Origin of the sequence: Mycobacteroides sp. CBMA 271 (assembly GCF_009729205.1) — a bacterium.
Taxonomy (GTDB): domain Bacteria; phylum Actinomycetota; class Actinomycetes; order Mycobacteriales; family Mycobacteriaceae; genus Mycobacterium.
This window is the reverse complement of sequence record NZ_VTHB01000008.1, coordinates 35,258-58,386: the sequence shown is the minus strand read 5'-3', so window position 1 is coordinate 58,386 and position 23,129 is coordinate 35,258. Positions and strand designations below refer to the sequence as shown.

Below are 23,129 nucleotides of genomic sequence, written 5' to 3'. Positions count from 1 at the left end.
CGGTGCTTCAGGTTCAAGAGGGTGCGGCCAAGATCAAGGCCGCCGGGCCCAGCGCGCCCAAGGTGGGCCGTGACCCCGTCAACCGGCCGATGATCAACAACTGGATCGAGGCGATGGGGGACACCAACCCCATCTACGTCTCCGATGAAGCCGCCCGTGCCGCAGGGCATCCCGGTATCGTCGCACCGCCCGCCATGGCGCAGGTATGGACCATGGGTGGGTTGCATAAGGTGCAGGCCACCGATGATCCGCTGGGTCGCGCGATGGAGCTGCTAGACGGAGCCGGGTACGAGTCGGTCGTCGCGACCAACTCAGAGCAGATCTACCACCGCTACCTGGTGCCGGGTGAAGAGGTGAGCATCACCAACGAGGTGAGCGACATCTTTGGGCCCAAGCAGACCGCGCTGGGTGAAAGTTTCTTCATCAACATCCACGTCGAGTGGAAGGTCGGCGACGAGCTTGTCGCCGAAATGAACTGGCGCATCATGAAGTTCCGGCCGTCAGCGGCTCAGCCCACTGCACCTGCCTATGGTGATCTGGACCCGTCCAAGCTGATGCGACCGTCCTGGTCGCGCGATAGCGCGTACTTCTGGGAAGGCGTCGCCGCGCACGAGCTGCGGTTGCAGAAGCGTCCCGACGGTTCGTTGCAACATCCGCCGGTGCCGGCGGTGTGGCAGGACAAAGAAGCACCCATCGAGTATCAGGTGGCCAGCGGCAAGGGCACGGTGTACAGCTACGTGGTGCACCACGCGCCGCAAGTTCCCGGCCGCGCTTTGCCTTTCGTGATCGCGTTGGTCGAGCTTGACGAAGGTGTGCGGATGCTTGGTGAGTTGCGTGGGGTATCGGCCGATGATGTTCAGATCGGCGCACCGGTTCAGGTGACATATCTCGACTTCCCGGCCGAGGGCGACGACCCGGCGTGGACTCTGTACGCATGGGAGGCAGTGTCATGACTGGCGATGAGCCGCTTGCGCGAAGAGCACAAGCCGAAGTTGGCGAGAAGCTGCCCGAGCTGAAGCTCGAAGGCACTCCGACGTTTATCGTGTCGACCGCGTTGGCGACCAGAGATTTCCAGGATGTGCACCACGACCGCGATCTGGCTCAGGCCAAGGGATCCAAGGACATCTTCGTCAACATCCTCACCGACACCGGCTTGGTGGAGCGATTCGTCACCGACTGGGCCGGGCCTTCCGCACGCGTGAAGTCCATCTCGCTGCGACTCGGTGTGCCCTGGTACGCGTATGACACCACTGTGTTCACCGGCTCGGTGACGTCCGTCGAGGACGGACTCGTGGAGGTAGATGTCGTGGGCAACAACAGTCTTGGTGCGCATGTCACCGCCAAGGTGAAGCTGACGATCGGAGAATCGCAGTGAGCGGGCTATCTGGGCGGAGCGCTATTGCCGGCATCGGTGCCACCGACTTCTCCAAGAAGTCCGGACGGTCCGAGCTGCGTCTGGCTTCGGAGGCTGTGCTTGACGCCCTCCAGGATGCGGGCCTGTCTCCGAGCGATGTCGATGGTCTGGTGACCTTCACCATGGACTCCAACCTGGAGACCGCGGTAGCGCGCTCGACGGGTATCGGCGAGCTGAAGTTCTTCAGCCAGATCGGCTATGGCGGTGGAGCGGCCGCCGCCACGGTGCAGCAGGCCGCGTTGGCGGTTGCGGCAGGTATCGCGGAGGTGGTCGTCGCCTACAGAGCTTTTAATGAGCGTTCGGAGTTCCGCTTCGGTCAGGTGATGTCTGGTCTGAGCTCAACGGCGGATTCGCGCGGCGTGGAGTACGGCTGGTCGTACCCGCATGGGCTGAGCACGCCGGCCGCATCGGTGGCCATGGTCGCGCGGCGGTACATGCATGAGTACGGTGCGACGAGTGCCGATTTCGGCGCGGTGTCGGTGGCCGATCGCAAGCACGCGGCCACCAACCCGAAGGCCTTCTTCTATGGCAAGCCGATCACCATTGAGGATCACCAGAATTCGCGGATGATCGCCGATCCGGTGCGGCTGCTGGATTGCTGCCAGGAAAGCGATGGCGGGGTGGCGATCGTGGTCACCACGCCGGAGCGGGCCAGATCCCTCCGGCAACGTCCCGTGTCAATTGTCGCGGCGGCGCAGGGATCGGGTGAGGACCAGTTCACCATGTACTCCTACTACCGCGACGAGCTTGGGTTGCCCGAGATGGGACTGGTTGGGCGGCAGCTGTGGGCGCAGTCGGGGCTCCTGCCTGCTGACATTCAAACGGCCATCCTGTACGACCACTTCACGCCTTACACCCTGCTGCAGCTCGAAGAGCTCGGATTCTGCGGTAAGGGCGAGGCGAAGGACTTTGTCGCCAACGGCGCCATCGAGCTGGGCGGGAAGCTACCCATCAATACGCACGGTGGCCAGCTCGGCGAGGCATATATCCACGGCATGAACGGCATAGCCGAAGGTGTGCGTCAGCTGCGCGGTACATCGGTCAACCAGGTGCCGAACGTCGAGCACGTCCTCGTCACCGCCGGCACCGGCGTCCCCACCTCCGGTCTCATTCTGGGCTAGCGCCCCTTTCGTCGAGTGTGCGTCCACGCAGAGATTTCACGGGATTTCTCTGCGTGAGCGCACACTCGCGAACTTGTCGGTGGGCCGTCGCATGATGCCGACATGGGTGGGCCATTTGTCGGTAGCGAGGCCTTGGCGGCGGGCACGTATTCGCGCTACGAGCTTGCGCGGCGATTCGTCGCGCTGTACCCCGATATCTATGTCCCGAAGGGATCGCAGCTCAGTGCGGTGACACGCGCGGAGGCCGCCTGGCTATGGACGCATCGGCGGGGGACGATCGCGGGGTTCTCGGCATCGGCGCTGCATGGCTCGAAGTGGATCTCACCGGATCGTGGTGCTGAGGTGATCCACGAGAATCGGCGGCCACCGAAAGGGATCTTGGTGTGGACGGACGCTATCGAATCCGACGAGATCCAGTGCGCAGACGGCCGGAGGCTGACCACACCGGCACGTACCGGGCTGGATCTGGCTTGTCGCTACCCGCCGGCCATATCGATCGCGGCTCTCGATGCATTATGTCGAGCATCAGAGCTGAAACCTTCCGAGATTCTTCGGCTATTGGAGCGGTACACGGGTCGGCGGGGCATCAGGCGGGCGCGGTCCGTACTCGAGTTGGTCGACGCCGGTGCGCAATCGCCCAAGGAAACCTGGTTGCGACTTGTCCTGATACGGGCGGGGCTGCCGCGACCACAGACCCAGATCATGGTTCATAACGGGGACTTCGTCGCGCTCGCCTATATCGATATGGGCTGGGAAGAGGTCATGGTCGGCGTCGAGTATGACGGGGACCAGCACCGAACCGACCGCAGACAGTATGTGAAGGACATCAAGCGGATGGAAATGCTGGAACGGTTGGGCTGGCAGATCATCAGAGTTGTCGCCGAAGATCACCCCGACGACATCATCCGCCGAGTGCGGGAAGCGTTGGCACGTCGCCGATAATCCGCGAGTGTGCGCTCAGACAGAGAAATCCCGTGAAATGTCTGCCTGGACGCACACTCGGCGTTAAGAAAAAGTGAGCTCCACGTCGGCCAGCGCCGGCGCGTCCTCACGCTCGGCAACGACAGCCGAGATCAGCAGCTTGCCGTTTTCCTTCCAGATGCGGGTCTTGAGCGTCTCACCCGGGAACACCACACCCGCGAATTTCGCGGCATAAGACGTCACGCGTGAAGCGTCGCCGTCCAGCGCCGCGTCGACGGCCGCCTTGCACACCACGCCGTAGCTGCACAGGCCGTGCAGGATCGGGCGGGGGAATCCGGCCGCCGCCGCGAAGGCCGGGTCGGAGTGCAGTGGATTGCGGTCACCGCACAGCCGGTACAGCAGCGCCTGCTGCGGCAGGATGTGCGTCGAGACTTCAGTATCAGGCTCCCGCCCAGGAATCTCGCTCGATGAGGACGGTCCGCGTTCGCCACCGAAGCCGCCCTCGCCCCGGGCGAAGATCGACCGGCGGATGGTCCACAAGTCCCCGTCCTCGTTGGATGCTGTCGTTTCGGTCACGATGACGGCGGCCTTGCCCTTATCCCAGATCTCGACAATCTTGCCAGTCGATTGAGCACGACCGGAGGGCGGCAAGGGTCGGTGAGCGGTCACCTGCTCGGTGCCGTGCAGGATCTTGGCCAGGTCGATTTCGATCCCCGGGAACGACACCTTCGGCGGCTCCACCGCGTGGAAACCGGAGGCGACGGTCGCGAACGTCGGCAACACCTGTGGTGTCTTGTCCTGCAGGTACCGCAGTTCGGTCTCGCTCACCGGGTCGGAGCCTGCTCCGATGGCCAGGTGATACAGCTGCACATCGGATGCGGTCCAAGAGAACTCGGCGGGCTCGACGGCCGCGCCCAGCGCGATATCGACGTTAATAGGCATCTGCCGACCCTACTTCCCGGCGATATCGAGCGCGGCGAGGTATCCCCATGTCATGGCCGGTCCAATGGTGGCACCGGGGCCGGCGTAGGTGTGACCCATCACCGGGGTACTGACATTGCCTGCGGCATAAAGACCGTCGATGACGCTGTTGTCGTCGCGTAGCACGCGTCCCTGCAGGTCGGTGCGGACGCCGCCCTTGGTGCCCAGGTCGCCCGGCACCATTTTGGCCGCGTAGAACGGGCCCTTCTTGAGCTCACCCAGGTTTGGATTCGGCTTGTTGGTGGGGTCGCCGTAGTAGCGGTCGTAGGCGCTCTTGCCGCGGCCGAAGTCCTCGTCGACACCGGCGCGGGCGAAGCCGTTGAACCGCTCGACGGTCTGAACCAACGCATCCACGGGGAGATTGGTCAGCTTCGCTAGTTCCTCCACGGTGTCGGCCTTGACGATGACACCCGAGTCGATCCACTTGCTCGGAATCTTTTGTCCCGGCTGTAATCCGCCGAAGATGTACCGGTTGCGGTACTCCTGGTCGAAGAGCAGCCACGCCGGCAGGTTCTCACCCGGGCCGGGGCCCTGGCCGTACTCGCCGCCGTACATGCGGTGGGCGGCTTCGACGTAGGGCAGCGACTCGTTCATGAACCGCTTAGCGGACGAGTTGACGATGATCGACCCGGGGGAGTTGCGCTCGGACAGCGCGAACCACGGGCGTCCGACCAGCGGCACCGTGGGGCCCCACCACGAGTCCTCCATGAACTCCAGTGCAGCGCCCAGCTTTTCGGCGGCCAGGATGCCGTCACCGGTATTGGCCTTTGCGCCCACGGTCCACTCGGTAGTGATGGGGGCGCGTTGGTACTTCACGCGCATCTGCTCGTTGTGCTCGAACCCGCCCGAGGCGAGAATGACGCCCTTTCGCGCCCTAATCACCGTCGGTTCGGACGCCTCCGGAGCGCCCGTTTCGCGCACATAGACGCCCTTGACGGTGCCGTTCTCGATGTAGAGATCGGTGAGCGCAGTGTTGAGCTTGACGGGAACTCCGGCGTCGCGCAGTCCGATTCGCAGCGCGGCCGACAGTGCCCGGCCCATGCCGACGAGTTTCTTGCCGGTGCCCTGGGCCCAGAAGGTGCGCACGCCCACGCGCAGGCTGCGCAGCAGGCCGCGCGGGTGACGCTTGAGCTGATTCAGGCGAACATAATCCTGCTGGCGCACTACGACATTCAGTGGAACCTTGCCATATGGGGGCTCCAGGTTAGGCAGGTCATCGCCAAGCTTTTTGGCGTTGAACGGCTTTGGCTCCACCGATCGCCCGGCGGGACGCCCGCCCGGTGCCTCGGGGTAGTAGTCGGAGTAGTTGGGCACCCAGTCGAGCTTGAGTGGGGAGTTCGCCAACACGAATGACAGCATCTCCGGGCCGCGATCGAGGTAGGTGTCGATTTTCTCGCGGGGGACAACGTCGCCGATGATGTTGTAGAGGTACTCGCGAGCCGCCTCGGGGGTATCGGTCTGCCGGGCTTTCTTGAGAACCTCGTTGTTGGGGATCCAGACGCCACCACCCGAACGGGCGGTCGATCCACCGAAGTGGGGGGCCTTCTCGATCAGTACGGTGCTCAGCCCGTTGTGTGCCGCGGTGAGCGCCGCAACCATGCCGGCGCCACCACTCCCGACGACGACGACGTCGTACTCCTGCTCAGTCATGTAGAACACGTTATAGAATTGAGGCGGCCCGGCGCTACCGGCGCTGGCCTGTGGTTTCATCGTTTGGACATGTGAATGTTGCGGTGAAAATCAGAACACGTTGCTGTGAATTCGCTAGGAGGCCCTGTGTCACTGTCTTCGACGGATGTCGTCGTTGTCGGATACGGGGTGGCGGGGGCGGCAGCCGCGTTGGCCGCGCTTGAGCGCGGAGCATCGGTCACCATCCTGGAGCGATTCGACGGCGGCGGGGCTTCGGCCATTTCAGGGGGTATTTACTACGCCGGTGGCGGCACCAACATTCAGCGCGACGCGGGCGTCGAGGACACCCCGGAGCTAATGCTCGAGTACCTCCAGCTGGAGGTCGGCGACGCCGTCAAACCCGAGACTCTGCGCAAATTTGTCGATGGCAGCGTCGACACTCTCAATTGGTTGCAGGGTTACGGGGTGCCGTTCCAGGGTTCGCTGGCTCCGTTCAAGACCTCATACCCCACCAACGACTACTACCTCTACTTTTCGGGCAGCGAATCCTCCGGGATGGCGCGAGCGGTGACACCGCCCCGTCAACGCGGGCACCGCGCCTTTGGCCGGGGTGTGTCCGGTAAGGCGCTCTTCGCGCCGATGGCGGCCTCCGCCGAACGGTTGGGCGCCGATGTGTGGCGGCAGACCCGGGTCACCGACCTGATCGTCGAGGACGGTCGCGTCATCGGGGTGCGGGGAACGACCCTGAAGGACGCACCGTCTTGGGTCCGCCGGTTGTATTCACGGCTGACGGCATATGCCACCAAGCCGGGCGTGTACTACCCGCCGATGCGAAAGGCGTTGGAGGGTCCGGCGTATGCGCTGGAGCGCCGGTTCGCCAAGCCGTTCGAGATCCGGGCTAACGACGGGGTGGTCCTGTCCTCGGGTGGATTCATCGCGAACCGCGAACTCGTCGAGCGCCATGCCCCCGCCTACCGGGATGGGCTTCAGCTGGGTACCGCCGGAGACGACGGAACCGCGCTGACGCTCGCGGAACCCCTGAGTGCGGCCACCGGGCACCTCGACGAGATCTCGGCCTGGCGGTTCATCGTGCCGCCCGCCGCCTTCATGGGCTCGCTGCTGGTGGATGCCAAGGGGCATCGGATGATTGACGAGTCCCGCTATGGCGCCGCCCTGGGTAAGGCGATTGTGCAGCAGGGCGGTGGGGCCGGCTACCTGGTGGCGGACAAGGCATTGGTGAGGCGGGCACGTCAGCAGTTGGGCTCACAGACGTTGTGGTTCCAGCGCATCCAGGCCGAGTCGTTCCTCAACGTGGGACGCAAGAAGGCCGGAACCATCGAGGAACTTGCAGCTAAGGCGGGTATCGATCCGGAAGGATTGGCGCGCACCGTGTCCGAGCACAATCGGGCCATCGCGGACGGCACCCCAGATTCTCTCGGGAAGCCCGACGATATCCGGGTTCCGATCGAAGCGGGCCCGTACTACCTGTTTAACGTGTCCATCAAGACCAACATGCTCAATCCGTGCCCGATGCTGACTCTTGGCGGGTTGGTCGTGGACGAGGACACTGGTGCCGTGCAGACCACATCCGGCGTGGCGATCCCCGGGCTCTATGCCGCCGGGCGTGCGGCGGTGGGCATCTGCTCCAATTCGTATGTGAGCGGATTGTCCCTGGCCGACTGCGTCTTCTCCGGGCGCCGGGCGGGGACCGAGACTGGGAGACACATAGATGCTTAGTTCTGACGTTCGCGACGCCATCGCCGCTGATCTGGCCGAGGCCGAACGGACCCGGGTGGCCATCGCGCCGCCCACCGATAGTCATCCGGATTTCGACGTGGTCGATGCCTATGAGATCCAGCTCATGAATATTCGCTCCCGCCTAGCGGACGGAGCCAAGACAGTGGGCCACAAGGTGGGCCTATCGTCCGAGGCGATGCAAACGATGATGGGTGTCCACGAGCCGGACTATGGGCATCTGCTGGCCGATATGGAGCTGTTCGAGGACGTCGCCGCCTCGGCGTCCAAGTTCCTGTTCCCGCGGGTAGAGGTGGAGGTGGGATTCATCCTGGCCGCCGACCTGCCGGGCGAGGACTGCACCGAGGATGATGTGCTCGCGGCGACTGCCGCCTACGTGCCGTCCATCGAGGTAGTGGACAGCCGGATCACCAACTGGCAGATAAAGATCTGCGACACGATCGCCGATAACGCATCTTCGGCCGGGTTTGTCATTGGTAAGCAACGGGTTTCGCCGAAGGACATCGACATCAAGTCGATCGACGCGGTGCTGACCTGCAACGGCGAGAAGCTGGCTGAGGGCAGAAGCGATGCGGTGCTGGGTAACCCGGTGACGTCCGTGGCGTGGTTGGCACGCAAAGTGGCCGGTTACGGGGTGCGCCTGCGTGCGGGAGATGTGGTGCTGCCGGGTTCGTGCACGCGGGCATTCGACGCCCATCCGGGGGATGAGTTTTTGGCCGAGTTCGCCGGACTTGGTTCGGTCCGACTGGCTTTCGAATAAGAGGAGAGATTGTGTCGTCAAAGGCATCTGTAGCGATCGTTGGTTCGGGAAACATCAGCACCGACTTGCTGTACAAGTTGCAGCGGTCCGAGTGGCTGGAGCCGCGGTGGATGATCGGCATCGATCCCGAGTCTGAGGGGCTGAAGCGCGCCCGGGGATTCGGGCTGGAAACCTCGCATGAGGGCGTGGATTGGCTGCTGGCGCAGGACGAGAAGCCGGATCTGGTGTTCGAGGCGACGTCCGCCTATGTGCACAAGGCCGCCGCGCCACGCTACGAGGAGGCCGGGATCCGGGCGATCGACCTGACCCCCGCTGCGGTGGGCCCTGCCGTGGTGCCGCCGGCGAATCTGCGTGCGCACCTTGATGCTCCGAACGTCAACATGATCACCTGCGGTGGCCAGGCGACGATTCCGATCGTCTACGCGGTGTCGCGGGTCGTCGAGGTGCCCTACGCCGAGATCGTCGCTTCCGTCGCTTCAGTTTCAGCGGGGCCGGGGACGCGCGCCAACATCGATGAATTCACCAAAACCACCTCTAAGGGTGTCGAGGTGATCGGCGGCGCCAAGCGCGGCAAGGCGATCATCATCCTGAACCCGGCCGATCCGCCGATGATCATGCGCGACACCATCTTTTGCGCGATCCCCGAGGGTGCGGATCGCGACGCGATCACCGCGTCGATCCACGACGTGGTGAGCCAGGTGCAGCAGTATGTGCCCGGATATCGGCTGCTCAACGAGCCGCAGTTCGATGAGCCGTCGGTGGTCAACGGCGGCAACCATGTGGTCACCACCTTCGTCGAAGTGGAGGGCGCGGGCGACTTCCTACCGCCGTACGCGGGGAACCTGGACATCATGACCGCGGCCGCGACCAAGGTCGGCGAGGAAATCGCCAAAGAACTTCTATCTGCAAAGGTTTCCTGATCATGAGTGTTCAGTTGGCTGCTTCTGATGGCATCTTCTTTGACGCCGCGTGGGATGTGCGGATTACCGACACGTCGCTGCGCGACGGCTCGCACCACAAGCGGCATCAGTTCACCGCTGACGAGGTGCGGGCGATCGTCGGCGCGTTGGACGGTGCCGGGGTTCCGGTCATCGAGGTGACCCACGGCGACGGGCTCGGTGGCTCCTCGTTTAACTACGGGTTCTCGAAAACCCCGGAACAGGAACTGATCAAGCTCGCCGCGGAGACCGCCAAGAATGCGAAGATCGCGTTCCTGATGCTGCCGGGTCTGGGCACCAAGGAAGACATCATCGAGGCGCAAGGCAACGGCGGATCGATCTGCCGTGTCGCGACGCATTGCACCGAGGCCGATGTCTCGATTCAACACTTCGGGCTGGCGCGTGAGCGCGGGCTGGAAACCGTTGGCTTCCTGATGATGTCGCACACCGTATCGCCGGAGAAGCTGGCCAAGCAGGCGCGGATCATGGCCGACGCGGGATGTCAGTGCGTGTATGTGGTCGACTCCGCGGGCGCATTGGTGCTGGACGGGGTGGCCGACCGGGTCGCCGCGCTGGTGGCCGAGCTGGGCTCGGATGCGCAGGTTGGTTTCCATGGACACGAGAACCTGGGGCTCGGTGTGGCCAACTCCATCGAGGCAGTTCGTGCCGGTGCCAAGCAGATCGACGGCAGCACAAGACGTTTCGGTGCCGGCGCGGGTAATGCTCCCGTTGAGGCGCTGATCGGTGTGTTCGACAAGATCGGTGTGAAGACGGGGATTGACTTCTTCGATATCGCCGATGCCGCCGAAGAGGTTGTCGCGCCGGCGATGCCGGCCGAGTGCCTGCTAGACCGCAACGCGCTCATCATGGGCTACAGCGGGGTGTACTCCAGCTTCCTGAAGCACGCCATCCGGCAGGCCGAGCGCTACGGGGTGCCTGCGCACCAGCTGCTGCATCGCGCCGGTCAGCGCAAACTCATTGGTGGGCAGGAAGATCAGCTCATCGATATCGCGTTGGAGATTCAGCGGGAGAACGCCGAGAAGGGATAGCCGGGTCATCATCACGCCTTGCCCAGACCAGACGAAAGCGGTTTGGTAGGCGTCCGCTCCGTCTTAGCCACGTTCTTCGTGGCGCCCCTGCTGAACAAGGGCCCATGTCCTGGGCATGCCCGCGACTGCTGCGAGACCTGCTGACCGTTTTGACGGGCCCGCTGGGTTTGTTCGTGACGCCGTTAGAGGTCTGCCCCTGCCAACGGCGTTCAACGCGTCTGTGACAGGCGAGATCATGTCCGTCGGGTCCCTTTGGTGCGGATGTCCTGAACCGGCTAGTTGAGGCCATGGTGTTTGTCTGTCTGCCTCCACCTGAGATCCGCGACCGACAACGTCGGCGCCGATAGAGGTCGCTGCCATGGTCGCCAATGTGATGGGCTCGACGACGATGTCTTGTCCCATGCGATGTCACCCTCTCGTTGATCCGGTTTGACTGCTCTTAGCCGATTCCTCCCCGTTCGTAGCTGCGGGCATAGCTGCGATGAGTATTGCCCGCCGTTGGGAAACCGGATTCCCGTCTCGCTATTACGCCTGTAGTAGCCATTTTGAGTCTCTCGATAGGACGGGTTGGCACGTCTCCCGGCGGCCTTCGACGAGGTTCCGGTCGTTTCTATGCGGCCATTTCGGATTGCTAAACACGTGTCAACACACGCTTCGGGCTTGGCTCTGGCTGGGAATGAGGGTCGAGCCGCCCCACATGTTCGACCACAGGCCGGTCATCGCTCCAACCTCGTTGAACTGCGCCTTTACCGCCTGGTCTCGGCTTTCCATGGTGCCCGAGATGGCCTTGCATTCCGCCTGCATGGACTGCTTGAGGCCGCGCTGCTTGTTAGGGCGAGTCGTGATCGATTCAGAGAGAGTCATACGGATCACATCCAGGTCGTCGGGGGTTTGTCCGCGAAGCCAAGCGGGCTTTCCAGGCTGCCGTGAGGTCCGCCCCAGCGGGCAGCCCCAATGGTCTGACGACCTCGTCCGCCAGCGCCTGCGGTGGCCTAGCGAGTTCGCGCTGGTCGATCTTGATGTTCATCGGCAGGCCCTGTTCGGTGGCTACTGCCGAAATCAATCCGGTATCAGACCGCACTGAACGCTGCGAAGACGTCGCCACCTCCCCTAAACTGCTGGTTGAGGACGGGGGCTAGATCGGTTGTCTAACCAGTCTGGATACCAGTGTGCTAGCTAATGAGTAGGATCGAACTCTACGACGATTAGTCGATCGAGGAAGGGGAGGGGGACGTTGCCCAAGCAGGATCGTGGTGCACCGGCCCGCCCTCCGTGGCTGCCTGAGGAAGAGGAACGTCGCGGGGTCCTCAGCCTCTTCCGGCGTGGCCGTAAGGGGAACGACGATGCCGAGGACGAGTCGTCGCCGGCGGACACCGAAAAGTCAGCGCCCTCGAAGTCGAAGAAGGCTGCCGACGAACAGCCCGTTGATACGAAGTCGGTTGCACCGGAACCGTCCAATGACACCAAGGCCGAGCCCGAGGCCTCCAGGTACTACATCCCGCCGCGTCCCGATGTCTCGGCTCAACCTGTCGAGCCGCCGGTAGCCGAATCGAAAGATGTTGCACCGGAGGTTATCCCGGAAGATCCGAAGATCTTCTCGCGGCCCGATCAGCTTCCTGAGATGAAGCCCGCTCCGCGCTCGATTTCGTCCTTCGCGCCTCCGTCAGCCTCAGAATTTGCTGCGCCGGTTGAGCCGGAAGCGGCTGCGCCGGAACTGGTTACGCCCGCGGAGCTGCCAGCGTCCTTCACGCCGTCGCCAGCAGCGCCTGTCGCCGAGCAGGAAACGCCCGAGCCCCCCGTTGCGGCCACAACCGGGCCGGCCAGTGCCCCACTCGTCGCGGACTGGTCGCGTCCAGAACCCGTCGAAGATCGGGCTCTGCAGGAGCCTCCGGTGAGTGAGGACGTCGCCCCGGAGGCTGCACCGTCGGATCCGTTCTCGCGCTTCAGTGAGTTGGAAGCGAAACTTCGTCAGACCAGCCTCGACGAAAGCATTCTGGGTGAGAACGCGGAGCGACGGCGCCACCGGATGCCCGAGCCCGAACTGGAGCCTGCACCGACAGCGACAGTGACAGCGACACCGGCGCCGACACTACGGTTCACTCCGCCAGAAGCTGTCGAAAAGGCTTCCGAGGCAGCCGAAAAGGTTGACGAGGTCGAAGGTGTTGCGGAGGTAGATGCTGCCGAATCGCTGCTCTCGGCCCCTGAATCCGAGACCCCCGACGTTGTTACTTCAGAGCCCGCACCGCAGCCGCAGGACGACGTGGTCGAGCAGCCGGCTGTCGTCGAGCAGCCGGTTGTCGTCGAAGCGGAGCCGATAGCGGAGCCGGTCGAAAACGTCGATGATGTCGACGCCCGGGCGGCCGCGTTGTTGCAGCGCATCGAGGCCAAGCGTGAGCAGCTCAACCAAGAGCGGGCCGCCTTCGAGGCATCCGAACCTGCGGTGGCACAGCCTGATCCGGAACCGACGCTAGCGTGCGAGTCAGTCACGGAATCACCTGCTGCGGCTACAGAAGAAGTAACTCCGGAGCAGGTCGTGCCCGAGCCGGAGGCCGAACCCGCCGTGGCAGCTGCCGACCCGGAGCTCGTCGCGGCAGAGCCCGAAGAACCTCTCGCCGCGCCGGCACCGGCGCAGAGCGTCCAGCAACCGGTCGAGCCACCGTTCGCGGAGGTGTCGTCGGAGGCTCCTGAAGAGCCAGTACAGGTGGTGCCCGAACCGGAGCCGCAGGAGGAGCGCGGGGAAGCCGCTGCCGTACCCGAAGAGTCGGCCGCCTCCGCTGAGGCAGCCGAGGCGCCGGCAGAGCTGGAACAAGGAGTAGTGCAGCCCGATCCGCATCCGTCGGGGTCGGAGGCGACTTCCGATGAGTCGCAGGACGCTGACACGGCGACGGGGCAGCCCGGGCGCGGATTAGCGACACCGTCCTGGGAGATTCCGAATGCCGTGCAGCCGGCCCCGGCCGCCGAACCGCTGGCGGCGCCTGTGTATCCGGTGCCGCAGCAGCAACCGCCGGTTCAGCAGCCCGCAGCGCAAGCTCCACCGGGGTGGAACCCGCGGCAGCCTTACCCGGGGCAGTGGCCACAAGGTGCTCCAGCGGCGCCGCAGCCCTACGGTGGGCAACAGTTTCAGCAGCAGCCACCTCCCCAACCCACAAGTGTTCCGGGCCAATGGCAATGGGTGCCGCAGCAGCACGCGCCCCAGCCTCCGCAACAGCAGGGGCCGCCCCCTGGGCAGCAGGAACCGCCCGCCGGCTATGTGCCGCCGCCTCAAGCCACCGCGCCCCCCGCTAATTATCGTGCGCCGCAGGCCTATCGGATGCCGCCATCATTAGATGAAGCAGAGATCATCAACCGCGGTCGCTATGCCCCCAAGGCGGGCTGGCGCAAGGCGGTGCATGCGGCTACCGGCGGTCACGTCAATCCGGGCGACTCCCGCAAGGATCGTGAACACGACCAACTACTGGCGAGTATCCGTCAGCCGATACTCGGCGACTACCGCATCGCGGTTCTTTCCATCAAGGGCGGCGTCGGGAAGACAACCACCACATTAGGATTGGGTTCGGCGTTCGCAACCATCCGGACCGACCGGATCATCGCCGTGGATGCGAACCCTGACCGCGGAACGCTCGCGGAACGTGTGCGTGACAATTCCACGCAATCCACCGTTCGCGACCTACTCCATGATCAGAACATCAGGAGTTATGCCGATGTGCGCAATCACACCCGGATGGCGACGAGCCGTCTGGAAGTGCTTGCCAGCGAGCAGGATCCGGCAGTTTCTGAGGCGTTCGGCGCGGTCGACTACCGCAACACCATTGACATTCTGCAGCGGTACTACAACATCATCCTGACCGACTGCGGCACTGGAATCATGCACTCGGCAATGGCAGGTGTATTGGAGCTAGCGCACACCATCGTGTTGGTGAGTTCACCGGCTATGGACTCGGCGCGGAGCGCCTCGGCCACGCTGGATTGGCTTATGCAGCACGGATATTCCGCATTGGTGCGGGAGGCTCATGTGGTGTTGAGTGCCTCAAGGCCCGGGTCTGCGGGCATCAAGTTGGACAAGGTGTACGAGCACTTCGCGGCTCGATGCCGGTCGATTCACATGATCCCGTTCGACCCGCACCTCGCAGAGGGTGCCGATGTCGATTTCAACCTGCTCAACACCGACACCAACGAGGCGTATCTCAAGCTGGCAGGCGCCATCTCCGAGAGTTTCCCGCGGCTACACGGTCCACGATGAGCACCAAGCAGGTCTGCTGCGGCGGAACATCGATATCACTGGCAGCGGCCGGTTTGTCTGGAACGTCATCGAATCTGCCGAAGAGGAACGAGAATTCAGGCTCAATGAGGAACATGGTGTGGGGGGTTGAGGATCTTAGTGAAGATGCGTTGCGGCGAATCGAGGCCGTTGACGTGAAGTCGGCACGCACGGATGTACTCGGAATGATGGCGAAGTGATCTGAGATGGCTGATTCCAAGGACAACGCACCCGATTCGCCACCGCCCAGCGGACCGTGGCGTGAGCCCATCGCGGATGGGCTGGGCCAGGACACCAAGGGCAGTCCGTTCCGTCGATCCAAGAATTCGAACCAGGAGTTCGTTCCGCCGAGCGCCGACTACTTCCCGCAGCCGACGCTCCAACCGCCGCCCCCGTTGCCCAAGGCTCCCAAGCTGTCTCGGCGTCAGCGGAATCATCAGCGCAGCAACCAGCGGCCGATGAACCCGACATGGGAACCCGATCCATTGAGCGCGCATGGCATGCCGCAGTACCAAAACCCGGCCCCGCCGGGTCCGCCTCAGGGCTACGGCGCGCCAGTTCAGCAGCCACCGCAGGGCTATCAACAACCACAGGACTACCAACAACCGCAGAACTACCAACAACCACAGAACTACCCGCCACCGCAGAATTACTATGCGCCGCCGCAGAACTACTACGTTCCGCCGGAGGCTGGGCCCGCGGCGCAGCCGCCGGCGCCGATCGAGGCCGCGGCACCTTTTGCACAGCCGCTCGCGCCGGAACCGGCGAGTGAACTGCCTGCGTGGCCCGCCTCCGCAATGGTGCCCGAGCCTGCCGTCGGGGCGGCTCCTCCCGAGCCGGTCAGGGAAGAGCGGCCCAGCGAAGAGCGGTCTGGGGAGGAGACACCCCGGGAGCAGGCGCCCGCCGAGGTTCCGCCAGTCCCCGAGCGCGTGGAACCGGCCGCGCAGGCTCGGCCCGACGACGCGTCGTCAATGATTCCGGCGGGTATGACGCCGTGGGGCGGCCAGGCCCCCCAAACAGCGCCCTCCAGCACGCCGCCCGCGAATCCGTGGGCGGCGCAACCGTTCCTACCGTCACCGTCACCGGCAGCCCCGCCCGAAATGTTCCCGCGGGGGGACTGGAATGCGCCGGCCGCGCCACCACGGGCACCGGGAGGCCCGGTGGGCTATGTGCCGGGCCAGACGCCGTTCACCGCCGCGCGGCCCGAGATTCCAGTGCGCCGTCCGATGCAGCCGCAGCAGCCGCCGCGACCGCAGGGGCCGAGCCATGATCAGCTTGGTCTGATCAGGTCGGTGAAGCCACTGCCAAGGAGCGGGTGGCGCAAGGCTGTTCACCGGCTCTCCGGTGGAGCGATCAACCCCGGCGAGTCGACGGACGAGTCGCATCGTAGTGATTTGATCGACCGGATCAACGCGCCGGTCCGCGGTGATTACCGGATTGCCGTGCTGTCGCTCAAGGGCGGCGTGGGCAAGACCACCACCACGTTCTCCCTGGGCGCCACCTTCGCCTCACTGCGTGGTGACCGGGTGATCGCTGTCGACGCCAACCCCGACTTCGGGACACTCGCCCAGCGCGGCCCGGACGAGACGCGCTCCACGGCGCGAGACCTCCTGCGCGATCCCGATATTCACCGGTACTCCGATGTGCGCAGGCACACCTCGCAGAGCGCCAGCCGCTTGGAAGTGCTTGCCTCGGAGCGTGATCCGGCGGCATCGGAACTATTCTCGGAAGCCGACTACCTCGCGGCGATGCGGATCCTGCAGCGCTTCTACAACATCATCCTGACCGATTGCGGTACCGGGCTCATGCACTCGGCGATGGCCGGCGTGCTGGGCGAAGCCAACGCGATTGTGCTTGTGACATCGCCTGCCATCGATGGTGCGCGCAGCGCCCTGGCGACCTTGGATTGGCTTGACCACCACGGGTATTCGCATCTGGTGCGTCAATCGGTGGTAGCCATCAGCTCATCTCGGCCGGGCGCGTCATCGATCGACCTTGAGCAGCTGAGCCGGCACTTTCTGACGCGTGCCCGCGCGGTGCACATCATCCCGTTCGACAACCACCTGTCGGAGGGATCAGAGATCTCACTGGAGCTGATGGGCAAGAAGGCTCGGATGGCATTCATGGAGCTGGCCGCCGCCGTCGCCGATGGCTTCTACGAGGGTGGAAACACCCGGCAGACGAGCTGGGGCTAACGCTCCAGCTCGTCCGTTGTCATCAAATCATCGCGGATGCTCCGCTCGCGGTACGCCAACCGCGCCACCCGATGTGCTACCACCGGCGCGGTGATGATGGTGAACAGCCCGGCCAATACGATCATGCTGACATCGGTATGTCCCCGAAGCCGCAGCGCGGCACCGGTCAACACCAGCAGCAGCCCCAACACCTGTGGCTTGGACGCGGCATGCATGCGGGCCAAGGTGTCTGGGAAGCGCACCACACCGATGGCGGCGGTCAAGGCCAGTACCGAACCGAACAAGACCAGTGCACCGGAGAGGCCGTCGAGGAATGCATTCATCGGCGTCCTCTCTCGTCGTGAGGATCGATCGCGGTATCGGGCACGCGGAACCGGGTCACGCTCACCGAGCCGATGAAACTAATCAGCGACAACGCAACAATCCCGTACAGCACAGTGGAATCCAGGCTGTAGGCCGCCCACGCCGCAAGTCCGCACATGGTGACGGCGACCAGGGTGTCCACGGCGACCAGTCGGTCCAGAGTATTCGGTCCGGCGAGCAGTCGGTACATCGTGACGGTCGCTGCGGCAACGAGCAGCACCGCGGCGATCTGCCATACGAGGCTCATATTCCCTCCCTCGTCTCGGACTCGTCGATTTCGGGGTGCCAGTCGACGTCTCTCTCGAAGGCCGCGATGAAAAGTGCTTCCAATTTCCGTAATTGGGAATAGAAGCCCGCCACGGCTTTCGGTGAGCCCACATCCAGCACGTGCACGTATGCCAGCCGGCGCTCCTGATCTATCTCGAGGACCACTGACCCCGGAATGATCGTCAACGTGTTGAGAAGCAGCGCCATAACCAAATCCGACTTCACCGAAATCTGTGCCCGCAGTACGGCACTCAACGGCGGTGGCCCCGGCCTGATGGCCAGCCAGGCGACCTGCAGGCTGGACAGCACCGAGTACCAGAAGACGGTGAACGCCAACCGGACCATGGACGCCACATGCAGCCGTCCCTCAACGGGCAGTCGGGGCATGGGTAGTAACACGGTGATCGCCAAGGCCACCAGCAGCCCGGTGATGGTGTTCGCCACCGAGAAGTTGCCCCACAGCATGGTCCAGACCAGCACCAGCCACACCAGAATCCAGGCCCGTAGCGCAATTTCGCGCGGGCCGTATCTGGCCAGGGTCTTCATCGCGCACCACCGCCAAGGACGGCGCTGATGTACACCGCACGGTCACGAACCTCAGCGGCAGCGCGGTCACTAATGCCGATGATGGGTCCCGCGAAGATCGTAAGGGCCACGCCGACGGCGATCAGGCCCAGTGTGGGTGCCAGCATCCCGATCGGCATCCGGCCCACATCTTCCCGATCGACGTAGGCCACATCCACGGCGTCGTCGAGAAGAGCGGAAGGCGCCGCAGTGGCGAGATCGCCCTCGGGCGCATCGGCACGTGGGCGCCAGAACGCCTTGGTCCACACCCGGGCCACCGCATACAGGGTCAGCAGGCTCGTCACGGTGCCCCCCGCCACGAGCGTCCATGCCAGCACCGAGCCCTGCAGGGATCCCGCTTCCAGCAGTGCGACTTTGCCGATGAACCCCGAGAACGGTGGGATGCCAGCGAGATTCAGCGCGGGCACCAGGAAGGCGAAGGCCAGCAGGGGGCTCGCGGCGGCCAGGCCGCCCAGCCGGTTCAACGACGATGCCCCGGCCTGTCGTTCGATCAGGCCGACCACCAGGAACAGGGTCGTCTGCACGATGATGTGGTGTGCCACATAGAAAATAGCCCCCGACATGCCGAGCTCGTTGGACAGCGCGATGCCGAACACCATGTACCCGATGTGGCTGACCAGGGTGAAGGACAGCAGTCGTTTGATATCGCTCTGCGCGATGGCACCCAGGATGCCGACGATCATGGTGAGCAGTGCCGCTACCAGCAGTACGGTGTTCAGGACGCCGCCGGGGAACAATAGGGAATGCGCGCGAATGATCGCGTACACACCCACCTTGGTAAGCAAGCCCGCGAAGACTGCGGTGACCGGTGCCGGAGCGGTGGGGTACGAGTCGGGCAGCCAGGTGGACAGCGGGAAGATGGCAGCCTTGATGGCGAAGCCGATGAGCAGCACCGCGAAGATCGCCATCCGGGTGCCCGACGGGATACCGTCTGCGCGCACCGCGATTTCGGCCATGTTCAGGGTTCCGGTGGCCGCGTACACGAAGGCGATGCCCAGCAGGAAGACCACCGAGGACATCATCGAGACCATCACATACGAGATGCCTGCGCGCACTCGGTCGGCACTGGCCCCGATGGTCAGCAGCACGAAGCTCGCGGCCAGCAGAACCTCGAATCCGACATACAGATTGAACAAGTCGCCGGCGAGGAAGGCGTTGCACACGCCCGCCGACAGCGCCAGATAGGTGGGCAGGAAGATCGACACCGGCTGGCGATCATCGCCGTCACGGATACCCTGCGCCGCCGCGTACAGCACCACCGCCAGCAGCACGATGGCCGATACCACCAGCATCATCGCCGAAAGGCGATCCACCACAAGGGTTATGCCGAGCGGTCCCAGCCGGTCCGGGGTGGGCCCCCATCCGCCGACGGCCAGCGCGAAGGTGCCATCGCGGTCCGCCAGGTACAGCAATGCCACACAGACCCCGAGCACGGTGGTCAGCGCGGTGACGGTGATCAGCAATTGCAGTCGGGGACGACGTCCAGCGATGAGGGTTAATGCGGCCGCGGTCGTGGGGATGAGGACCGGGAGCGGCGTGAGAACAGTCATGGCACTCATGGCTTCTCACCCACTGGTAGCGCATCGAGCTCGGTGGGGGAGTCCTCGTCGAGGGATCCGGCTTCTTCCCGGTGCTCCTCATCGTCATCGGTGACCGGTTCCGGTGGCTCCTGCGCGACGCGTGCGTCCTCGGCGTCATCATCCACGACATCGTCGGCTTCCAGAGTGAACATGCGGTAGATGAGGGCCAGCGCGAATGCCGCGACGCCCATGGTGATGACGATGGCGGTGAGGATCATGCCCTGCGCCAACGGATCTGCCACGGTGTCTCGGCCGGCGGACTGTCGCCCGATGATCGGAGGATTGCCCGACGGGCCACCCACCGTGAGGATTAGCAGGTTCACGGCATTGCCGATCAGAAGCAGGCCCAACACCATGCGCGTCAGGTTGCGCTCGAGCATCAGGTAGACGCCGCACGCCGTGAGCGCGCCGATGATGATGAGCAGTCCGAGATTGGTCATTATGCATGCACCTGCCGCGGGGTCTCTTCCAGCTCGACGTCTAGGCGCGCTCCCAGGCTGCGCAGCACATCGAGCACCAGGCCGACCACCACCAGGTATACGCCAAGGTCGAAGAACAGCGCCGTCACGATCTTGACGTGCCCGAATCCGATGAGGTCGAATTGTATTGTGGCTGAAGATAATACGGGCGCGCCCAGCAGCATGGACGCCAGTGCGGTGCCGCCGGAGAAGGCAAGTCCGAGTCCGAGGATCTTCCCCGCATCGAATGGCAGGGTCTCACCCAGCTCGTATCGCCCGCCGGCCAGATAGCGCAGCACCAGGGCCAGGCCGGCGGTGAGGCCGCCCGCGAATCCTCCACCTGGGACGTTGTGTCCAGCGAAGAAGAAGTAGATCGACAACACCATGACAAGGGGAAAGATCAGCCGCGTCGCTACCTCGAGGACCAACGACCGGTGCTTCGGATCGCGTAGCTCGCTGCCACGCAGCCAGCTGCCAGATGCCACCACCACATCGGGCTGTCCGGCGGCGTCGCCAACCCTGGGGGCTCGTCCAAAACGCCGGTGCCGGAACATCAACGAGGCAACCCCCGTCGCGGCGACCAGCAGCACTGAGATCTCGCCGAGGGTGTCCCAGGCGCGGATGTCCACCAACAACACATTCACGGTGTTGGCCCCGTGCCCGCGTAGATACGCTGCCTCGGGGAGCAGGTCGGCGATGGGGCGATCGCGTCGTGCCGCCATCGCGTACACCCCGAGTGTGGTCACGGTGCATCCGACCGCGATCGCGAGCACGGCACGGGGCAACCGGAACCTGTTGGCCTGCCGAACATCCGATTCGGCGGGCAGGGCGCGCAACACCAGCACAAAGATCACCAGTGTGAGGGTTTCGACGAGGAACTGGGTGAGTGCGAGATCGGGCGCCCCATGCAGGGCGAAGATGGTGCCCGTCCCGTATCCGGTGATGCCCACCAGCAGCACCGCGGCGAGGCGGTTACGCATGACCGTCGCACCGATGGCGGCCGCGAGCATCAGCACGCCCACCACGGCCTGCAGCGGGGAATCCCACAGTTTCAGGTGTGCCTGATCGCGGTCGCCGACGGCTAGCACGATTGTCGGCAGCGTCACCAGGGTCACCAGAATGGTGGCCTGGGTAAACGGGATCGAGCCGCGCTGGGTCAGCGCGGTCAGTCGCTGTGACAGCACATCGGCGCCGCGCAGCACGGCATCGTATCCGCGGTCGGCGTTCCCCAAGGGGTTGACGGCGAGCCGCGCCCGGCGTAGGCGTCCTCGTGAGAAGAAGGCAAAGATGCCGACCGCGAAGGCGATCACGGTGAGCAGCAAGGGAAGTCCGAAGCCCTCCCAGATCGCGATATGTGCGTCAATGGGATTGGCGTAGCTGCCCAGCGCCCAGTTCAGCCAGTCGGGCAGCACTCCGGCCGCTATTCCCGCCACCGACAGCAGCGCGGGCGCCACCAGGAATACCGGTGCCGGTGCGTGCAATCCGTGCACACGAGCACTCGGCTCAGGTAAGCCCTTGCGCGCGAATGCGCCCCACATGAACCGCATGCTGTAGGTGATGGTGAACATCGACCCGATGACGATTCCCGCCAGCACCCACGGCGCCGCCGAACCGAGCACCCGACTGTGCAGCACCGTGGCGAAGGCAAGTTCCTTGCCGACGAACCCGAGGGTCAACGGCACCCCCGCCATGCTCGCCGCGGCGAGCCCGGCGATCACGAGTAGCGCGGGTTCGCGATTTCCTAGCCAGGCCAGCTTGCGGATATCGCGGGTGCCGACCGTGTGGTCGATGATGCCCACCACCATGAACAGCGTGGCCTTGAACAACGCATGTGCGCACAGCATGACCAGGCCGGCCAGCAGGATGTCGGGATCGCCGGTTCCGGTGAGTACCACCAGGAATCCGAGCTGGCTTACCGTGCCGAAGGCCAAGATCAGCTTGAGGTCGTACTCACGCAGTGCCCGCCAGCCGGCCAGGATCATGGTGGCGATGCCCAACACCAGAATGGTCGGCCGCCAAGGCGTCGCCTCGGCGAACCCGGGCGACATCCTGGCCAACAAATAGATGCCGGCTTTCACCATCGCCGCGGCGTGCAGGTAGGCGCTGACCGGGGTGGGTGCCGCCATGGCGCCGGGAAGCCAAAAGTGTACGGGCACAATGGCGGACTTGCTCAATGCGCCGATGAGCACCAGTACCAGACCGACATTGGCCGCCATCCCCGACGGGGGGTGGGCGATGAGATCGGATAGCGAGAAGCTGCCGCCCACATGGCCGAGCACGATGACCCCGACCAGCATCGCCAGACCGCCGGCGGTGGTTACGAGCAGTGCCTGGACCGCGGCGCGACGGCTCGCGAGTCGCTCGGCGTAGTGCCCCACCAGAAGGAAGGACAGGACGGTCGTCAGTTCCCAGAAGATGTAGAGCAGCAGCAGGTTGTCGCTGACGACGAGGCCGAACATGGCGCCGGAGAACGCCACCAGCTCGGCGGCGAAGCTCGGGAGCCGCGGCTCGGTGTGGCCGTCACGATGGCGGAAGTAGCTTGCGCAGTAGAACAGCACCAGGGACCCGATGCCGAGCACCAGGACGCTCATGATCGCGGCGAGCGAATCGAAGCGCAACGAGATGTCCATCGCCAGCTCGGGTACCCACGGGACGTCTACTCGGACGTCTGCACCGTCGCCCGGCCATCGTGCCAATACCCAGATCAGCGAACCCAATGGGACCAGGGCAAGGGGGTAGAACGCCACTCGGCCGGCGCGCGCAACAAGTAGCGGCGCGACCGCAGCCGCCAGGGCATGCGCAAGCAGAATGGCAAGCAAAGGCACTCCCGTCTATCGGTTGTTGGGCGGGGTGTC

Annotated in this window: 19 protein-coding genes; 10 read left to right on the top strand and 9 right to left on the bottom strand. The window is 64.4% G+C overall.

The annotated features are described in order from the left end of the window. Positions 1-2: 2 nt before the first annotated feature. From FZI91_RS20245 to FZI91_RS20230, 4 genes are all read left to right on the top strand, one after another. Positions 3-953, top strand: coding sequence for an OB-fold domain-containing protein (locus FZI91_RS20245; protein WP_309224100.1), 951 nt, complete (start codon positions 3-5; stop codon positions 951-953). Next, the gene (locus FZI91_RS20240; protein ID WP_155940927.1) at positions 950-1,375 is read left to right on the top strand and encodes a MaoC family dehydratase; all 426 of its coding nucleotides are present in this window, start codon (positions 950-952) and stop codon (positions 1,373-1,375) included. Before FZI91_RS20245 ends, FZI91_RS20240 begins: the two co-directional genes overlap by 4 nt. Beyond that, on the top strand, positions 1,372-2,535 hold the full coding sequence (locus FZI91_RS20235; RefSeq protein ID WP_162525913.1) for a lipid-transfer protein: 1,164 nt from the start codon (positions 1,372-1,374) through the stop codon (positions 2,533-2,535). Before FZI91_RS20240 ends, FZI91_RS20235 begins: the two co-directional genes overlap by 4 nt. 102 nt (positions 2,536-2,637) lie before the next feature. Continuing rightward, positions 2,638-3,477, top strand: coding sequence for a DUF559 domain-containing protein (locus FZI91_RS20230; protein WP_155940926.1), 840 nt, complete (start codon positions 2,638-2,640; stop codon positions 3,475-3,477). A 63-nt stretch (positions 3,478-3,540) separates the two neighbouring features. Here FZI91_RS20230 and FZI91_RS20225 read toward each other — a convergent pair whose 3' ends face one another. Further along, entirely contained in the window at positions 3,541-4,398 is an 858-nt protein-coding gene (locus tag FZI91_RS20225; protein ID WP_155940925.1) for a MaoC/PaaZ C-terminal domain-containing protein, read from the bottom strand. 9 nt (positions 4,399-4,407) lie between these two features. Beyond that, on the bottom strand, positions 4,408-6,096 hold the full coding sequence (kstD, locus tag FZI91_RS20220; RefSeq protein WP_162525914.1) for a 3-oxosteroid 1-dehydrogenase: 1,689 nt from the start codon (positions 6,094-6,096) through the stop codon (positions 4,408-4,410). Positions 6,097-6,219: 123 nt separating this feature from the next. Here kstD and FZI91_RS20215 point away from each other — a divergent pair, with 123 nt between their 5' ends. Genes FZI91_RS20215 through dmpG form a run of 4 tightly spaced genes read left to right on the top strand, consistent with a single transcriptional unit; the run spans position 6,220 to position 10,568 of the window. Next, positions 6,220-7,803, top strand: a complete 1,584-nt coding sequence (locus FZI91_RS20215; RefSeq protein WP_155941160.1) for an FAD-binding protein — start codon at positions 6,220-6,222, stop codon at positions 7,801-7,803. Next, on the top strand, positions 7,796-8,581 hold the full coding sequence (locus FZI91_RS20210) for a 2-keto-4-pentenoate hydratase (RefSeq protein ID WP_155940923.1): 786 nt from the start codon (positions 7,796-7,798) through the stop codon (positions 8,579-8,581). The genes FZI91_RS20215 and FZI91_RS20210 overlap by 8 nt, the downstream gene beginning before the upstream one ends. An 11-nt stretch (positions 8,582-8,592) precedes the next feature. Further along, complete coding sequence (locus FZI91_RS20205) at positions 8,593-9,501, top strand: acetaldehyde dehydrogenase (acetylating) (RefSeq protein ID WP_162525915.1); 909 nt, start codon at positions 8,593-8,595, stop codon at positions 9,499-9,501. Between the two features lie 2 nt (positions 9,502-9,503). Next, positions 9,504-10,568, top strand: coding sequence for a 4-hydroxy-2-oxovalerate aldolase (gene dmpG, locus FZI91_RS20200; protein WP_155940922.1), 1,065 nt, complete (start codon positions 9,504-9,506; stop codon positions 10,566-10,568). A gap of 642 nt (positions 10,569-11,210) precedes the next feature. Here dmpG and FZI91_RS20195 read toward each other — a convergent pair. Continuing rightward, positions 11,211-11,432, bottom strand: a complete 222-nt coding sequence (locus FZI91_RS20195) for a hypothetical protein (protein ID WP_155940921.1) — start codon at positions 11,430-11,432, stop codon at positions 11,211-11,213. A gap of 370 nt (positions 11,433-11,802) precedes the next feature. On the opposite strand from FZI91_RS20195, the gene FZI91_RS20190 reads away from it, so the two are divergent. Both FZI91_RS20190 and FZI91_RS20185 read left to right on the top strand, forming a co-directional pair. Next, on the top strand, positions 11,803-14,808 hold the full coding sequence (locus tag FZI91_RS20190; protein ID WP_155940920.1) for an AAA family ATPase: 3,006 nt from the start codon (positions 11,803-11,805) through the stop codon (positions 14,806-14,808). Positions 14,809-15,032: 224 nt separating this feature from the next. Further along, the gene (locus FZI91_RS20185) at positions 15,033-17,021 is read left to right on the top strand and encodes a MinD/ParA family protein (protein ID WP_155940919.1); all 1,989 of its coding nucleotides are present in this window, start codon (positions 15,033-15,035) and stop codon (positions 17,019-17,021) included. On the opposite strand, the gene mnhG is transcribed toward FZI91_RS20185, so the two are convergent. Genes mnhG through FZI91_RS20155 form a run of 6 tightly spaced genes read right to left on the bottom strand, consistent with a single transcriptional unit; the run spans position 17,018 to position 23,093 of the window. After that, entirely contained in the window at positions 17,018-17,344 is a 327-nt protein-coding gene (gene mnhG, locus FZI91_RS20180; protein WP_155940918.1) for a monovalent cation/H(+) antiporter subunit G, read from the bottom strand. The genes FZI91_RS20185 and mnhG overlap by 4 nt on opposite strands. Beyond that, positions 17,341-17,631 carry a monovalent cation/H+ antiporter complex subunit F gene (locus tag FZI91_RS20175; RefSeq protein WP_155940917.1) on the bottom strand — a complete coding sequence of 97 codons (291 nt, stop codon included), beginning with the start codon at positions 17,629-17,631 and terminating at the stop codon, positions 17,341-17,343. Before FZI91_RS20175 ends, mnhG begins: the two co-directional genes overlap by 4 nt. Beyond that, a complete protein-coding gene (locus FZI91_RS20170; protein ID WP_155940916.1) occupies positions 17,628-18,197 on the bottom strand; it encodes a Na+/H+ antiporter subunit E in 570 nt (189 codons plus the stop codon). The genes FZI91_RS20175 and FZI91_RS20170 overlap by 4 nt, the downstream gene beginning before the upstream one ends. Then, the gene (locus FZI91_RS20165; protein ID WP_162525931.1) at positions 18,194-19,786 is read right to left on the bottom strand and encodes a Na+/H+ antiporter subunit D; all 1,593 of its coding nucleotides are present in this window, start codon (positions 19,784-19,786) and stop codon (positions 18,194-18,196) included. Before FZI91_RS20165 ends, FZI91_RS20170 begins: the two co-directional genes overlap by 4 nt. A gap of 5 nt (positions 19,787-19,791) precedes the next feature. Next, the gene (locus FZI91_RS20160) at positions 19,792-20,256 is read right to left on the bottom strand and encodes a Na(+)/H(+) antiporter subunit C (protein WP_155940914.1); all 465 of its coding nucleotides are present in this window, start codon (positions 20,254-20,256) and stop codon (positions 19,792-19,794) included. Continuing rightward, on the bottom strand, positions 20,256-23,093 hold the full coding sequence (locus FZI91_RS20155; protein ID WP_155941159.1) for a Na+/H+ antiporter subunit A: 2,838 nt from the start codon (positions 23,091-23,093) through the stop codon (positions 20,256-20,258). Before FZI91_RS20155 ends, FZI91_RS20160 begins: the two co-directional genes overlap by 1 nt. Positions 23,094-23,129 lie beyond the last annotated feature (36 nt).

Bases quoted from the DNA above. Each gene is read 5' to 3' on its own strand.
- FZI91_RS20170 (WP_155940916.1), bottom strand. From the start codon at position 18,197: ATGAAGACCCTGGCCAGATACGGCCCGCGCGAAATTGCGCTACGGGCC.
- FZI91_RS20225 (WP_155940925.1), bottom strand. From the start codon at position 4,398: ATGCCTATTAACGTCGATATCGCGCTGGGCGCGGCCGTCGAGCCCGCC.
- FZI91_RS20195 (WP_155940921.1), bottom strand. From the start codon at position 11,432: ATGACTCTCTCTGAATCGATCACGACTCGCCCTAACAAGCAGCGCGGC.
- FZI91_RS20210 (WP_155940923.1), top strand. From the start codon at position 7,796: ATGCTTAGTTCTGACGTTCGCGACGCCATCGCCGCTGATCTGGCCGAG.
- FZI91_RS20165 (WP_162525931.1), bottom strand. From the start codon at position 19,786: ATGACTGTTCTCACGCCGCTCCCGGTCCTCATCCCCACGACCGCGGCC.
- FZI91_RS20240 (WP_155940927.1), top strand. From the start codon at position 950: ATGACTGGCGATGAGCCGCTTGCGCGAAGAGCACAAGCCGAAGTTGGC.
- FZI91_RS20160 (WP_155940914.1), bottom strand. From the start codon at position 20,256: ATGACCAATCTCGGACTGCTCATCATCATCGGCGCGCTCACGGCGTGC.
- FZI91_RS20230 (WP_155940926.1), top strand. From the start codon at position 2,638: ATGGGTGGGCCATTTGTCGGTAGCGAGGCCTTGGCGGCGGGCACGTAT.
- FZI91_RS20185 (WP_155940919.1), top strand. From the start codon at position 15,033: ATGGCTGATTCCAAGGACAACGCACCCGATTCGCCACCGCCCAGCGGA.
- FZI91_RS20175 (WP_155940917.1), bottom strand. From the start codon at position 17,631: ATGAGCCTCGTATGGCAGATCGCCGCGGTGCTGCTCGTTGCCGCAGCG.
- dmpG (WP_155940922.1), top strand. From the start codon at position 9,504: ATGAGTGTTCAGTTGGCTGCTTCTGATGGCATCTTCTTTGACGCCGCG.
- mnhG (WP_155940918.1), bottom strand. From the start codon at position 17,344: ATGAATGCATTCCTCGACGGCCTCTCCGGTGCACTGGTCTTGTTCGGT.